This is a genomic window from Aeromonas simiae, from assembly GCF_000820125.1.
In the GTDB taxonomy this organism is placed as follows: domain Bacteria; phylum Pseudomonadota; class Gammaproteobacteria; order Enterobacterales; family Aeromonadaceae; genus Aeromonas; species Aeromonas simiae.
The window spans coordinates 94,652-108,859 of the sequence record NZ_CDBY01000065.1; the positions used below are offsets into that span (position 1 = coordinate 94,652).

The window sequence follows — 14,208 nt, forward strand, 5'->3', positions numbered from 1 at the left end:
GATAGGGGGCAACTGTACCATCTGCCGGGATGCGCGTCGAAAAAGCCGGTCACCCGAGATAGCGGGGGGCCTCTTGTTGCACCTGGGCCATGGCATCTTGCAGTTCGAGCAGCTCGGGTTCGAGTTCGCTGGGATCGACGCCATCACGCAGTAACTGCTCGAGCTGGGCCAGCAACCGTTGCAAGGCGGGCACGCCGCAATAGGCGCTGCCACCGTGCAGCTTGTGTAGCCGTTGCATCAACTCTTCGGGGGCGGCCTCTCCCTCGAGCGCCTGCTCGATGCAGGGGGCGGTGTCGTCGAAACTGGCCAGCAGCATGGTGAGCATCTCACGGGCCAACTCCTCCTTGCCGGCGGCCTGACGCAGAGCCAGCGACCAGTCGATGAGCTGGCTCTGGGTACGCGGGTGGCGCTGCTCGGCGAAGGTGGTGATGAGCTGTTCGAGCACGCTCTCGTCGATGGGTTTGGCTAGGTAGTCGTCCATCCCCTGGCGGATGAGGCGCTCTCGCTCACCAGGAATGGCATGGGCGGTGACCGCGACGATGGGGGTGTCGAGGTTGCGGGAGTGGCGACGGATCTCCTGGGTGGCGCTGATGCCATCCATGATCGGCATCTGAATATCCATGAAGATGATGTCGAACACCTGCTCCTGGGCCAGCTTGACCGCTTCTTTGCCGTTCTGGCAGCGCACCACTTCGCTCACCATCTCCTCGAGCAGGGCGGCAATCAGTTTCAGGTTGGCGGGGTTGTCATCCACCGCCAGCACGCGGATGTCGTGGTGCGGGTGGGGAGAGGCCAGCAAGGGGGCACCGGCCTCATCGCGCGTGGTCTCTTCGCTGGTGAGGGCCTGCAACAGCTTGCGGTGGTGGGCCGGCTTGGAGAGGCAGTGGCGGGCGCCATGCTCCAGCATCAGGTCATGCAGCGCCTGATCGTGGCTGCCGAGCAGTACGATAACGGGATTGTGTTGGGTGAGCGTCTCCAGCTTGAGCAGCACCTGCTCGGTGGGCAGCCGGCTGCCAGCGCCGATGATGACGGTCTCTCCGGGCTCGGGGGCACTCTCGAGCTGGGCGGGCTCGACGCCCCACTCGCGCAGCTGGGACTCGAGCGCCGAGCTGGCATAGGGGTCGGGTTCGAGCAGCCACACCTGTTGCCCGGCCAGGCCGGCCAGCGGCAATGGCTCTTCAAAGTGCAGGGGGGATACATCGAGCTCCAGCACGAAAGAGAAAACCGAGCCTTCACCCGGCAGGGAGACAATCTGGATCTGTCCCCCCATCTGCTGCACCAGCTTCTGGGTGATGACCAGGCCAAGACCGGTGCCGCCATAACGGCGCGAGATGGAGGAGTCGGCCTGGTTGAAGGCCTGGAACAGTTGCCGCTGCTGCTCAGAGGAGATGCCGATGCCGGTGTCGGTAATCTGGGCTTGCAGGCGGACCCGGCCCGTTGGGTGCGATGCCTGTAGTTCGAGACGCACGTCCACGTTGCCGCGTTCGGTGAACTTGATGGCATTGCCGGCCAGGTTGGTGAGTACCTGCTGTAGCCGCAGCGGGTCACCGGTCAGGTGATCCGGGATGGCGCTGTCAATGCGCAAGGTCAGCTCCAGCCCCTTGTCGTGGGCGCTGGGGCCGAGCAGGGTCATCACCTCGGCGACGGTATCGCGCAGGCTGAAGGGGATGTTTTCCAGCTGCAACTTACCGGCTTCGAGTTTTGAAAAATCGAGGATGTCGTTGATGATGCCGAGCAGGTTGCGGGCCGACTTCTCGATGGTCTGCATGTAGTCGGCCTGGTTGGGCGTCAGGTTGGTCTTGAACAGCTGGCGGGTAAAGCCGATGACGCCGTTGAGCGGGGTGCGCAGCTCATGGGACATGTTGGCGAGGAACTCGGATTTGACCCGGGCCGCCTCTTGGGCCCGCTTCTTGGCCATGTCGAGCTCGACGTTCTGGATCTCGATCTGCTCCAGCGTTTCGCGTAAATCCGAGGTGGCCTGATCGATGTTTTGCTGCATCTCCTCATGGTATTCCGAGAGGGCCTTGGCCATGGCGTTGATGCCGTTTTTCAGCATATCCAACTCGCCGGTGAGCTGACCGCTGACCCGGGTGTCGAGGCGCCCTTCACGGATCCGGTGCACCGCCTGCACCATCTCGGTGATGGGCTGGGTCACGCTCTTGACCAGCCGAAAGCCGAACAACACGCTCACGCACAGGCCGAAGACCAGCATCATGATGGCGAAAAAGGTGTCGCGGTATTGCAGCACCAGGGCGCTGTCGGTCGCCATCTGCATGGCGATGTAACCAATAACGGGGGGCTCGCTGTCGCTCGGTAGCGGGAAGCCGTCGAGGTTGGTCTCCGCCTGGATCGGCGTGCGCAGAATGATGTCATCCCCCAGCTGTTCAACACTGGTGAGCTCGGGGGTGGCCTCTCCCTTGGGCAGGCGCAGCAGGGCGAAGTCCCGGTGATAGTTGGAGGTGACGAAGAGCTGGTTGTCTTGGGTGAAGACGGCAATCGACTTGATGAGCGGCGAGTTCTTGCGATGGGTGAGGCCGATGAGCCGCTTGAGGGATTCCCGGCTGTGCTGAGTCATGCCGTACTCGCTGGCGATGGCGAGCGGCTCAATGATATTGATGCCCTGATTGATCAGGTTGTTTTCCAACTGCTGGTAGCGGTGAAACGAGAAATAAGCGGCCATCAAGCCGCCGATCAGTAGGGTCGGTAGTATGGTAAATGCCAGTACCCGGGCGCGGAGTCCGTATTTGGTCATACTATGCTTCTTGTGGGAGAATCACCGGCTGCAAATACCCCACATGATGACATAGCCACCTATAGGCACCAAGTTTTATGGCCCAGTTTTTCACCCCAAAGAAAGTCGCAAAGCAATCCCAACATATTGAATGCACTATAGATAACCTCGATCACCATTGCGTGGGGGTGGGCCGCTTCGATGGCAAGGCCATCTTCGTCGAAGGGGCGCTGCCCGGTGAGCGGGTCAAGGTGCGCCTGACCGAGCAGAAAAAACAGTATGCCCATGGCCAACTGCTCAAGGTGGTTCAGGCCTCCCCCGAGCGGATTGAACCCTTCTGCCCCCACTATCGGGAGTGCGGCGGTTGCAGTACCCAGCACATGACGCTGGCGCACCAGCATGAGGCAAAGCAGCAAGGGTTGCGCACCCTGATGGTGCGTCTTGGTGGTATCGAAGCCCCGCCCCTTGAGCCGGTGCTGACTGGTGCCGAGCGTGGCTATCGCCGGGTGTGCCGTCTGGCCTTGCGCTTTGACAAGGGTGAGCGCCGAGCGCGACTCGGTTTTCGTCGCCGTCAGTCCAGTGAACTGGTCGAGATCGCCGCCTGCCCGGTGCTGGAGGCCTCCCTCTCCGCCCTCATCACGCCGCTGCGCGCCCTGTTCGCTCGCCTCAAGAACCAACGTGAGTTGGGCCATGTCGAGCTGTTGCAGGCAGATCAGGGCATGCTGATGCTGCTGCGCCACACCGGCCGCCCCAACGAGCATGACCGCGCCCTGCTGACCGAGTTTGCCCAACGCCATGAGCTGGATCTCTATTTGCAAGATGGCAGTGACCGCTTCGAGCCGCTGCATCAGAGCATGACCCCTTCGTATCGCCTTGGGGAGCTGTCGCTGACCTTTGCCCCTGGGGATTTCATCCAGGTCAATCGCAGTGTCAACGATGCCATGGTGACGCGGGCCCTGGCATGGCTGGATGTTCAGCCTGGCGACAAGGTTCTCGACTTATTCTGCGGCGTCGGTAATTTCACCCTGCCACTGGCGGCGATGGCCCGCGAGGTGGTCGGGGTGGAAGGGGAGCTCGCCATGGTGCGCCGTGGCCAGCAAAACGCCGAGCGTAACGGCCTGAACAATGTCCGCTTCTACAAGGCGGATCTGGCGGCCGATATCACGGATCTGCCGTGGGCACGCGAGGGGTTCGATCGGGTGCTGCTTGACCCGGCTCGTCCCGGCGCGCTGGAGGTGATGCCGCATATTGCGAAACTTGCGCCGCGCCGCGTGGTCTATGTGTCGTGCAACCCGGTTTCTCTGGCCCGTGACAGCAAGGTGCTGACCCAGGCCGGCTACCGGCTCGCCCGGCTCGGCATGCTGGATATGTTCCCCCATACCGGTCATTTGGAGTCGATCGCCCTGTTCGAAAGGGAGTAGACTGGCACTCGGCCGACCCTCTGCCTGCGGCATGCTTTGAACGGGGTCGTGCCACCCCCTTGTTGAGGGGGACTCTTCACCGGGGGCAAGGCCCCACCCAACCAGAAGAAGGATGAACAATATGGTCTCGGTGCGCGATATACACCTCAAGGAGAACTTCACTCTTGAAGAGTGGCTCTCGTCCCTGAATTTGGGCGAGAGTGAGCGTGAACAGTTGCGCACCCTGTACCAATACTGTCTCGGCTCGGCCGATGAGGTGGTGGCGCATCGCCTGCTGGTGCGCGGCGTGGAGATGGTGGGCATCCTGCTGATGCTCAGCATGGATATCGGCACCCTCAAGGCGGCCATCCTCTACCCCTTTGTCGAAGCCGGCTATGTCTCGCTGGAGCAGGTGGAGGCCGATTTTGGCCGCAAGATCGGCAAGCTGGTGGAAGGGGTGCTGGAGATGGAGGCGATCCGCTCCTTGCAGACCGCCCAGCGCACCGAGACCTCCCTCGAGCAGGTAGACAACGTGCGGCGCATGCTGCTCGCCATGGTCGAGGATGTGCGTGCCGTGGTGATCAAGCTGGCCGAGCGGATTGCCTGTCTGCGTGAGGCCAAGCTGGCCGACGAGGAGACCCGGGTGCTGATGGCCCAGGAGATCTCCAACATCTATGCGCCGCTTGCCAACCGGCTCGGCATCGGCCAGCTCAAGTGGGAGCTGGAGGATCTCGCCTTCCGTTACCTGCATCCGGAAACCTACCGGCAGATCGCCAAGCAGCTCGACGAGAAGCGGCTCGACCGGGAGCGCTACATCCGCGATTTCGTGCGCGATCTCAAGGCGTCGCTGGCCGAGGCCGGTATCGAGGCCGAGGTGTATGGCCGCCCGAAACACATCTACAGCATCTGGCGCAAGATGCAGAAAAAGCACCTCGAGTTTACCGAACTGTTCGATGTGCGCGCGGTGCGGGTGGTGACCAAGCGGCTGCAGGACTGCTATGCCGCGCTGGGGATAGTGCACACTCACTTTCATCACATCCCACGTGAGTTTGATGACTACGTGGCCAACCCTAAGCCGAATGGGTATCAGTCGATCCACACCGTAGTGGTCGGCCCCGAGGGCAAGACGGTCGAGATCCAAATCCGTACCGATCAGATGCACCAGGACGCCGAGCTGGGGGTTGCCGCCCACTGGCGCTACAAGGAGGGGACCAGCGCCGGCAAGGGGGGCTTCGAGGACAAGATCGAGTGGCTGCGCAAGCTGCTCGCCTGGCAGGAGGACATGTCCGAGAGCGGATCGCTGCTCGAGGATCTACGCAGTCAGGTGTTCGAGGACAGGGTGTACGTCTTCACCCCCAAGGGGGATGTCATCGATCTGCCGGCCGGGGCCACCCCGCTCGATTTTGCCTATCACATCCACAGCATGATCGGCCACCGCTGCATCGGCGCCAAGATTGACGGGCGCATCGTGCCCTTCACCTATGCCTTGCAGACCGGCGATCAGGTTGAGGTGATCACCCAAAAAGAGCCCAACCCGAGCCGTGACTGGATGAACCCCAACTCGGGCTTCCTGCGCTCGAGCCGGGCCCGTGCCAAGGTCGCCACCTGGTTTAGGAAGCTGGATCGCGATAAAAACATCGCCGCCGGCCGCGAGCTGCTCGACAAGGAGCTGGACAGGCACAACCTCACCTTCTCCAAGATCGACAAGGTGGCGCTCGAGCGCTTCAATGCCGAGGAGCTCGACGATCTGTTGGCGGGGATCGGCAGTGGCGACGTGCGCATCAACCAGCTGCTCAACTACTTGGAGTCCCGCTACAACAAGCCGAGTGTCGAGGAGGAGGAGCGCCGCCTGCTGGAAAAACTGGAGCAGAAGGCGAGCACCCCGTTCCGTCCCAAGCCTAAGGATCACATCGTGGTCGAGGGCGTCGGCAATCTGATGACCCACATCGCCCGCTGCTGCCAGCCCATTCCGGGCGACAGCATCGTTGGTTTCATCACCCAGGGGCGCGGCGTCTCCATCCACCGGGATGATTGTGAGCAGCTCAAGGAGCTGTCACGCCGCAACCCGGAGCGGATCATCGATGCCATCTGGGGTGAGAACTACTCGGGGGGCTATGGGCTGACCATTCGCATCGAGTCCAACGACCGTTCGGGCCTGCTGCGCGACATCACTACCGTGCTGGCCAACGAAAAGATCAACGTGATGGGGGTGCGCTCGCGCTCCAACGTCAAGTTGCAAACCGCCCAGATCGACATGGAGCTGGAGATCTACAACATCGACGCCTTCAACCGGGCGCTGGCCAAGCTGAGCCAGCTGCCGGACATGATCAGCGTCAAGCGCCTGTAATCTCACCTGGCCGGCCTGTGGGCCGGCTAGGGTTTTCCCCCTTTCTCATCCCACGAGGACTGCATGACACCGCCGTATCAACTCGCCGACCTGCTTGCCATCATGGAGACACTGCGCGATCCCGAACGTGGCTGCCCTTGGGACAAAAAGCAGAGCTTTGCCAGCATAGTGCCCTACACCCTGGAGGAGGCCTATGAGGTGGCGGCGGCCATCGAGGCCGGCCAGTGGGATGAGCTCAAAGGAGAGCTGGGGGATCTCTTGTTCCAGGTGATCTTCTATGCCCAGCTTGGCAAGGAGCAGGCGCTGTTCGACTTTGGTGACATCGTCGACACGGTGAGCGACAAGCTCATTCGCCGTCATCCCCATGTGTTTGGCGAGGCGGATCTTGGCAATGAGCAGGCGGTGAAGGCGAACTGGGAAGCGACCAAGTCGCGTGAGCGTGCCGAGCGCGACCAGACCAGCGTGCTCGACGACATTCCGCAGGCCCTGCCGGCCCTGAGCCGGGCACTCAAGATCCAAAAGCGTTGCGCCAGCGTCGGCTTTGACTGGAAGACCTTGGGCCCCGTGGTCGACAAGGTGCACGAAGAGATCGATGAGGTGATGGAAGAGGCGCTGATGGCCGACGTCAATCCGGAGCGGGTGGCCGACGAGCTCGGCGATCTGCTGTTTGCCACCGTCAATCTGGTGCGCCATCTGGGGCACGATCCTGAAAAAGTGCTACGCGGGGCCAATGCCAAGTTTGAGCGGCGTTTTCGCAAGGTGGAGGCGTTGATCGCCGAGCAGGGGCTGGCAGTGAGCGACTGCTCGTTGGAGAAACTCGATGCCACCTGGAACCGGGTGAAAGAAACTTACGAAAGTTGATTTGGCGCAAGACGGCCCGCCTCGCAGGCTGTTAGATTTTTGTTCGTTGTTTGGGAGTGGGGGGTTTGGTATACTGTTTCCCCGTCCTGCTTCATCTCCCCGAAGCACCTTTAAACATTTCCTAAACTTTCTTTCAGGTTCAGCATGACGACCAAATATATTTTTGTAACTGGTGGCGTTGTTTCATCCCTCGGCAAAGGCATTGCCGCAGCTTCTCTGGCAGCCATTCTGGAAGCCCGTGGTCTGGATGTGACCATCATGAAACTGGACCCCTATATCAACGTGGACCCGGGCACCATGAGCCCGACTCAGCATGGCGAAGTGTTCGTCACCGAGGACGGGGCTGAGACCGATCTGGACTTGGGTCACTACGAGCGTTTCATCCGTACCAAGATGACCCGCCGCAACAACTTCACCACCGGTCGTATCTATGCTGACGTACTGCGCAAAGAGCGCCGTGGTGACTATCTGGGGGCCACTATCCAGGTGATCCCGCACATCACCAACGCCATTAAAGAGCGGGTGATTGCTGGCGGTGAAGGCCATCAGGTGGCCATCGTCGAGATCGGTGGCACTGTGGGCGATATCGAATCCCTGCCGTTCCTGGAGGCCATTCGTCAGCTGGCTGCCGAAGTGGGTCGCAACAACGCCATGTTCATGCACCTGACCCTGGTGCCTTATCTGGCCGCCGCCGGCGAGGTGAAGACCAAGCCGACCCAGCACTCCGTCAAGGAGCTGCTCTCCATTGGCATCCAGCCGGATGTGCTGATCTGCCGCTCCGACCGTGCTATCCCGGCCAATGAGCGCGCCAAGATCGCCCTGTTCTGCAATGTGCCCGAGCGCGCCGTCATCTCGATGAAGGACGTCGACTCCATCTACAAGATCCCTTCGCTGCTCAAGTCTCAGGGGCTGGATCACTACATCACCGAGCGCTTCGGCATCGAGTGCAAGGAAGCCGATCTCTCTGAGTGGGATCAGGTGGTCTATGAAGAAGCCAATTCGACCGGTGAAGTGACCATCGGCATGGTGGGCAAGTATGTCTCTTTGCCGGATGCCTACAAGTCGGTGAACGAGGCGCTCAAGCATGGCGGTCTGAAGAACCGTCTCTCCGTGCAGATCAAGTACATCGACTCTCAGGACATCGAGACCCGTGGCGAAGAGCTGCTCGAAGGGCTCGACGCGATCCTGGTTCCCGGTGGTTTTGGCGAGCGTGGGGTGGAAGGCAAGATCCTGGCCGCCAAGTACGCTCGTGAGAACAAGATCCCGTACCTCGGCATCTGCCTTGGTATGCAAGTTGCCATGATTGAATTTGCCCGCAACGTTGCCGGTATGGAAGGGGCTCACTCCTCCGAGTTCAAGAAAGATTCTCCGTTCCCCGTGGTAGGCCTCATCACCGAGTGGGTGGATGAAGAGGGCAATGTCGAGACCCGTACCGAGAAATCCGATCTGGGCGGTACCATGCGTCTTGGCTCTCAGCTCTGCCATCTGGTCGATGGCTCCAAGGTTCGCGAGCTGTACGGCTCTGCTACCATCTACGAGCGCCACCGCCACCGTTATGAAGTCAACAACACCCTGCTGCCGAAGATTGAAGCGGCGGGTCTGAAGGTGACCGGTCTTTCCGCTGACAAAAAGTTGGTGGAGATCATCGAAATTCCGGATCACCCCTGGTTTGTTGCTGCCCAGTTCCACCCGGAGTTTACCTCTACTCCGCGTGACGGGCATGCCCTGTTCGCCGGCTTTGTCAAGGCGGCGGGTGAGTACCAGAAACGTAATTTGAAGTAATCGGGAGCGGTTGGGGCATTGTGCCTCAGCCGCTTTTACTTAATAATTTCTGTCGTTTTTTTACGAAACCTGAGGAAAGAAACATGTCCAAGATCGTTAAAGTGATCGGCCGTGAGATCATCGACTCCCGTGGTAACCCGACCGTAGAGGCCGAGGTTCATCTGGAAGGTGGTTTTGTGGGTATGGCTGCCGCTCCGTCCGGCGCCTCCACCGGCTCCCGTGAAGCCCTGGAACTGCGTGACGGCGACAAGAGCCGTTTCCTGGGCAAGGGTGTGCTGAAGGCTGTTGAAGCCGTTAACGGCCCGATCGCTCAAGCTCTGCTGGGCAAAGACGCCAAGGACCAGGCCACCGTTGACCAGATCATGATCGATCTGGACGGTACCGAGAACAAGTCCAAGTTTGGCGCCAACGCCATCCTGGCCGTCTCCCTGGCTAACGCCAAGGCTGCTGCTGCTGCCAAGGGCATGCCCCTGTACGCGCACATCGCCGAGCTGAACGGCACTGCCGGTGTTTACTCCATGCCGCTGCCGATGATGAACATCATCAATGGTGGTGAGCACGCCGACAACAACGTCGACATCCAAGAGTTCATGATCCAGCCGGTTGGCGCCAAGACCCTGAAAGAAGCCGTTCGCATGGGTGCTGAAGTGTTCCACAACCTGGCCAAGGTGCTGAAGTCCAAGGGCTACAACACTGCCGTTGGTGACGAAGGTGGTTTCGCTCCGAACCTGAAGTCCAACGCCGAAGCGCTGGAAGTGATCGCCGAAGCCGTTGCTGCTGCCGGTTACAAGCTGGGCACTGATGTGACCCTGGCCATGGACTGCGCCGCTTCCGAGTTCTACGACGCTGAGAAGAACGAGTACAACCTGAAGGGCGAAGGTCGTATCTTCACCTCCAACGAGTTCTCCGAGTACCTGGCTGACCTGACCACCAAGTTCCCGATCGTCTCCATCGAAGACGGCCTGGACGAGTCTGACTGGGAAGGCTTCGCCTACCAGACCAAGATCCTGGGTGACAAGATCCAGCTGGTTGGTGACGACCTGTTCGTAACCAACACCAAGATCCTCAAGCGCGGTATCGAGAACGGCATCGCCAACTCCATCCTGATCAAGTTCAACCAGATCGGTTCCCTGACCGAGACCCTGGCTGCCATCAAGATGGCCAAGGACGCCGGTTACACCGCCGTTATCTCCCACCGCTCCGGTGAGACCGAAGACGCCACCATCGCCGATCTGGCCGTGGGTACCGCTGCAGGTCAAATCAAGACTGGCTCCATGAGCCGTTCTGACCGTGTTGCCAAGTACAACCAGCTGATCCGTATCGAGGAAGCGCTGGGTGCCAAGGCTCCGTTCCGCGGTCTGAAGGAAGTGAAGGGCCAGGCTTAATCGCCCCCTGACTTCCCGTCATTGAAAAGCCCCGCCTTGGCGGGGCTTTTTTTATACGTGCCGGTGAGAGGGTTGTGGGGCCATCTTATCAGGCATAAAAAAAGCCACCCCGCAGGGTGGCTTTTTGTTACCGCGGGCCTCTTACAGGCTCTGGGTAAAGGTACGGGTGATGACGTCGCGCTGCTGCTCCGGGGTGAGGGAGTTGAAGCGAACGGCATAGCCGGATACGCGGATGGTCAGCTGCGGGTACTTCTCCGGGTTGGCCACGGCGTCTTCCAGCGTTTCACGGCTCAGTACGTTAACGTTCAGGTGTTGGCCACCTTCAACCTGGGGGGCGGCTTGTACCGGCACTTCGCGGTACTCGAACTGACCCAGCTCGGAGAGCTTGACCTGCTGATCGGTCGTGAAGGCATCACCCTTGACGCAGATGCAGCGAGCTTCCTGATTGGCGTCGTCGAGCAGCCAGAAAGAGTTCAGCAGAGCGGCGTTGTCGGCCTGGGTGATTTGAATGCCCTTGATCATGATACGACTCCTATTGAGAGCGAACGGATTGTAAGGAAGGAACCCATATCTCATGAAAAGGGGAGCTTGCCTTACACCTTTAAAACTGTGTGGGCATATATATCATGTTAGTAAACATACGCAAATTGATTTAAATCAATAAAATGCCATTTAGATGCATATGTTTCACGATAAACCATTGAGTTTAATCAATAAAAGTAAAGTTTTAGCTTTATTTAAGGTGTATCTTGAATATATCAAAATGATCTTTTTTAGTGGTAATTTTTTTACTATTTTAGCGATTTCGTTGACGTGATTCGTCAATTTGACCTCTCTGTCGTGGTTGCGCCAAAAGAGAGCAGTCCCTATGCTGGGCGCTCGATTGATGAGTGGGGGTGATGCAAGGTGCAAACGTGGAGTGATGTGCTGGGCGCAGAGAAACAGCAGGACTATTTCCAGCAGACATTGGCAGCAGTCAGGGCCGAACGTGAGGCGGGCAAGATCATTTATCCGCCTGCGACAGAGGTTTTCAATGCTTTCAAGTTCACCGAGCTGGGCGAGGTCAAGGTGGTCATTCTCGGCCAGGATCCTTACCACGGTCCCAACCAGGCGCATGGTCTCTGCTTCTCGGTGCAGCACGGGGTTCGCATCCCCCCTTCACTGGTCAACATCTATAAGGAGCTGGAGCGGGATCTGCCGGGCTTTACCGCTCCCGGGCATGGCTATCTGGAAAGTTGGGCCAGGCAGGGGGTGTTGCTCCTCAATACGGTGCTGACGGTGCAGGCCGGTATGGCGCACTCACATGCGAATTTGGGGTGGGAGACCTTCACCGACCGAGTTATCGAGGCACTCAACACCCATCGCAGCGGGATCGTATTCCTGTTGTGGGGCTCGCATGCACAGAAGAAGGGGCGATTTATCGATCGGGCTCGTCACCATGTTCTGACGGCCCCCCATCCCAGCCCGCTTTCAGCTCACCGCGGCTTCATTGGGTGTGGCCACTTCTCGCAAGCTAACCGACTATTGGAGCAACAGGAGATGGCGCCTATCGATTGGACCTCTGTCTGTCGATAGATTGACCAGAGGCATGGTAGCACCTTGCTGGATGCATATAATGCGAGTAGAACTTCAATTTATATTCAGAGCAAAGGAGTGCCGCCATGTTATCCAGTCTGCACCAGGAGCATCTTAATATTGCCAAGCTGCTCGATCTGCTCAAGCGCAAGCAGAGCTTCATCGAGCATGAGCAGAAGGTCTGCTATCGCCTGATCCGTGATGTGGTTGATTACCTCAGCGAAGTATCGGATAAGCGCCATCATCCCAAAGAGGACATGATTTACGAATACTATCTGAAGTATCGGGTCGTGGACGGTGAGGTGGGGCATCGCCTGAAAGAGGAGCACGATAAGCTGGTTGAGGCAGGTGCCGAGCTCAAGGAGATGGTGGAGATGATCCTGATGGATGCGGTCATCCCGCTCGATCAGTTTACGGCCAAACTGCAGCAATTTATCGAGTTGCAAGAAAAGCACATGAGTTATGAGGAGACGGTGATTTTCCCCCGTCTGCGCGAGGCGCTGACCGAAGATGATTGGCGTCATCTCGAGCAGAACTGGCAGATCCATTCCAATGCCGACCCTCTGTTCGGCCCCGAAGTGGCCCAGCATTTCCGAGATCTGGCAGGACGCCTGGCGTTATAGCCGCCGCCTTATATAAAGAGGCCCCGCATGCGGGGCCTCTTTATGTTAGAAATCCAGGTTTTCATTGCCGCCGTCGTAGGCAATATCAATCGACTGCAGCTCCTTTTGCAGACGGTGCTTATCTTTGAGTGCCTCGATTTCCCTCCATTTGCGCTTTTTCCCCGGGCTGCGGCTACGTGAACCGAGCTCAACTACGTCTTCAAAATCGAAGTCAAACCTTTCCATGGTCTTCTCCCGGCATTGTTGTAGTTTTCACCACCGATATATCACAGCGTCAGCGACTTTAAAACGTTTCCGTGTCGATAGGATGACGGATAGCACAAGGGCGGCCAGAGGCCGCCCTTGTTTTCTATTGGAACCTGTTTTTGATCACAGTTTACTGGCCAACATGGTTTCCAGCTTGCCCTGATCAACGGCGAACAGGCGAATGCCTTCGGCCAGCTTTTCGACGGCCATCGCATCCTGGTTTAACTCCCAGCGGAATTCGGCCTCGTTCAACGGGGTGGGTTTGGGCTGTGTCTCGCCGTGGAAACTCAGTTTATGTTCGACCAGCCCTTCTGCGTTGCTCAGCTCTTCCAGCAGGGCAGGGCCTATGGTCAGACGGTCACAGCCGGCCAGCTCGAGGATTTCCCCGGTATTGCGGAAACTGGCCCCCATGACCACGGTGTCATAGCCGTGCTGCTTGTAGTAGTGGTAGATGCCGGCGACGGAAACCACGCCCGGATCTTCGGCGGCGCTGTAATCACGGTTGTGTTTGGCCTTATACCAGTCGAGGATACGCCCGACAAACGGAGAGATGAGGAAGACCCCTGCCTCGGCGCAGGCGCGCGCCTGGGCGAAGGAGAACAGCAAGGTCAGGTTGCACTGGATCCCCTCTTGCTCCAGCACCTCGGCGGCGCGGATCCCCTCCCAGGTGGAGGCCAGCTTGATCAGGATCCGATCATTGCTAATGCCGGCTTCATTGTAGAGGCGCATCAGCTTGCGCGCCTTGGCGATGCTGGCGGCAGTATCAAAGGAGAGGCGAGCATCCACTTCGGTGGAGATACGGCCGGGGACAATCTTCAGGATCTCCAGGCCGATATTGACGGCCAGCTTGTCGCCGGCATCGATGATCTGCTGCGCCTTGTCACTGCTCTGGGCCTTGGCCCAAGTAATGGCGTCTTCAATCAGTGCGGCGTACTCAGGAATGGCTGAGGCCTTGAGCACCAACGAGGGGTTGGTGGTCGCATCGATCGGTTGGTAGCGTTTGATCGCTTCGATGTCACCGGTATCGGCGACAACGGTCGTAAGGGCTTTGAGCTGGGTCAGTTTATCGGCCATAGCGGTATCTATCTCTTTAGGTGTGAGCGACCATGCCGGAAGGCGAGGTGGTGCTTGAAAGCCAGTTACATTTATTGAGCCCTATCAGGGGGCTCTGGAGTGCGTCCGCCTACTTAATACCTAGCGGTAGGGGCCTGCAATAGGGGGGATTGGCTGGCATTTGTACAGGGGGAGGGGCGCAGGG

11 protein-coding genes are annotated in these 14,208 nt (G+C 59.0%); 7 read left to right on the forward strand and 4 right to left on the reverse strand.

All coding sequences use genetic code 11. The annotated features are described in order from the left end of the window. Nucleotides 1-49: 49 nt before the first annotated feature. The gene (gene barA / locus BN1134_RS13970) at nucleotides 50-2,752 is read right to left on the reverse strand and encodes a two-component sensor histidine kinase BarA (RefSeq protein WP_042047964.1); all 2,703 of its coding nucleotides are present in this window, start codon (nucleotides 2,750-2,752) and stop codon (nucleotides 50-52) included. Nucleotides 2,753-2,829: 77 nt separating this feature from the next. On the opposite strand from barA, the gene rlmD reads away from it, so the two are divergent. The 5 genes from rlmD (at nucleotide 2,830) to eno (ending at nucleotide 10,506) form a co-directional block, all read left to right on the forward strand. Then, the gene (gene rlmD / locus BN1134_RS13975) at nucleotides 2,830-4,152 is read left to right on the forward strand and encodes a 23S rRNA (uracil(1939)-C(5))-methyltransferase RlmD (protein WP_042047965.1); all 1,323 of its coding nucleotides are present in this window, start codon (nucleotides 2,830-2,832) and stop codon (nucleotides 4,150-4,152) included. Nucleotides 4,153-4,273: 121 nt separating this feature from the next. Next, nucleotides 4,274-6,478: a GTP diphosphokinase gene (gene relA, locus BN1134_RS13980; protein ID WP_042047966.1), complete on the forward strand. Its 2,205-nt coding sequence runs from the start codon at nucleotides 4,274-4,276 to the stop codon at nucleotides 6,476-6,478. Nucleotides 6,479-6,541: 63 nt separating this feature from the next. Further along, nucleotides 6,542-7,339 (forward strand): nucleoside triphosphate pyrophosphohydrolase, encoded by a 798-nt coding sequence (gene mazG, locus BN1134_RS13985; protein ID WP_042047967.1) that lies wholly within the window; start codon nucleotides 6,542-6,544, stop codon nucleotides 7,337-7,339. A 144-nt stretch (nucleotides 7,340-7,483) separates the two neighbouring features. Next, the gene (locus tag BN1134_RS13990) at nucleotides 7,484-9,121 is read left to right on the forward strand and encodes a CTP synthase (RefSeq protein ID WP_042047968.1); all 1,638 of its coding nucleotides are present in this window, start codon (nucleotides 7,484-7,486) and stop codon (nucleotides 9,119-9,121) included. Nucleotides 9,122-9,204: 83 nt separating this feature from the next. Continuing rightward, nucleotides 9,205-10,506, forward strand: a complete 1,302-nt coding sequence (gene eno / locus BN1134_RS13995; RefSeq protein ID WP_042047969.1) for a phosphopyruvate hydratase — start codon at nucleotides 9,205-9,207, stop codon at nucleotides 10,504-10,506. A 141-nt stretch (nucleotides 10,507-10,647) separates the two neighbouring features. On the opposite strand, the gene grcA is transcribed toward eno, so the two are convergent. Continuing rightward, complete coding sequence (gene grcA / locus BN1134_RS14000; RefSeq protein ID WP_042047970.1) at nucleotides 10,648-11,028, reverse strand: autonomous glycyl radical cofactor GrcA; 381 nt, start codon at nucleotides 11,026-11,028, stop codon at nucleotides 10,648-10,650. A gap of 384 nt (nucleotides 11,029-11,412) precedes the next feature. Here grcA and ung point away from each other — a divergent pair, with 384 nt between their 5' ends. Together ung and BN1134_RS14010 are read left to right on the forward strand one after the other, a co-directional pair. Beyond that, nucleotides 11,413-12,081 (forward strand): uracil-DNA glycosylase, encoded by a 669-nt coding sequence (gene ung / locus BN1134_RS14005; RefSeq protein ID WP_042047971.1) that lies wholly within the window; start codon nucleotides 11,413-11,415, stop codon nucleotides 12,079-12,081. A gap of 86 nt (nucleotides 12,082-12,167) precedes the next feature. Beyond that, the gene (locus tag BN1134_RS14010; protein ID WP_042047972.1) at nucleotides 12,168-12,704 is read left to right on the forward strand and encodes a hemerythrin domain-containing protein; all 537 of its coding nucleotides are present in this window, start codon (nucleotides 12,168-12,170) and stop codon (nucleotides 12,702-12,704) included. Between the two features lie 45 nt (nucleotides 12,705-12,749). On the opposite strand, the gene BN1134_RS14015 is transcribed toward BN1134_RS14010, so the two are convergent. Further along, a complete protein-coding gene (locus BN1134_RS14015; protein WP_042047973.1) occupies nucleotides 12,750-12,929 on the reverse strand; it encodes a DUF3545 family protein in 180 nt (59 codons plus the stop codon). A 144-nt stretch (nucleotides 12,930-13,073) separates the two neighbouring features. Continuing rightward, nucleotides 13,074-14,024 (reverse strand): transaldolase, encoded by a 951-nt coding sequence (tal, locus tag BN1134_RS14020; RefSeq protein WP_042047976.1) that lies wholly within the window; start codon nucleotides 14,022-14,024, stop codon nucleotides 13,074-13,076. Nucleotides 14,025-14,208 lie beyond the last annotated feature (184 nt).

Bases quoted from the DNA above. Each gene is read 5' to 3' on its own strand.
- eno (WP_042047969.1), top strand. From the start codon at position 9,205: ATGTCCAAGATCGTTAAAGTGATCGGCCGTGAGATCATCGACTCCCGT.
- tal (WP_042047976.1), bottom strand. From the start codon at position 14,024: ATGGCCGATAAACTGACCCAGCTCAAAGCCCTTACGACCGTTGTCGCC.
- BN1134_RS14010 (WP_042047972.1), top strand. From the start codon at position 12,168: ATGTTATCCAGTCTGCACCAGGAGCATCTTAATATTGCCAAGCTGCTC.
- mazG (WP_042047967.1), top strand. From the start codon at position 6,542: ATGACACCGCCGTATCAACTCGCCGACCTGCTTGCCATCATGGAGACA.
- relA (WP_042047966.1), top strand. From the start codon at position 4,274: ATGGTCTCGGTGCGCGATATACACCTCAAGGAGAACTTCACTCTTGAA.
- barA (WP_042047964.1), bottom strand. From the start codon at position 2,752: ATGACCAAATACGGACTCCGCGCCCGGGTACTGGCATTTACCATACTA.
- grcA (WP_042047970.1), bottom strand. From the start codon at position 11,028: ATGATCAAGGGCATTCAAATCACCCAGGCCGACAACGCCGCTCTGCTG.
- BN1134_RS13990 (WP_042047968.1), top strand. From the start codon at position 7,484: ATGACGACCAAATATATTTTTGTAACTGGTGGCGTTGTTTCATCCCTC.
- BN1134_RS14015 (WP_042047973.1), bottom strand. From the start codon at position 12,929: ATGGAAAGGTTTGACTTCGATTTTGAAGACGTAGTTGAGCTCGGTTCA.
- rlmD (WP_042047965.1), top strand. From the start codon at position 2,830: ATGGCCCAGTTTTTCACCCCAAAGAAAGTCGCAAAGCAATCCCAACAT.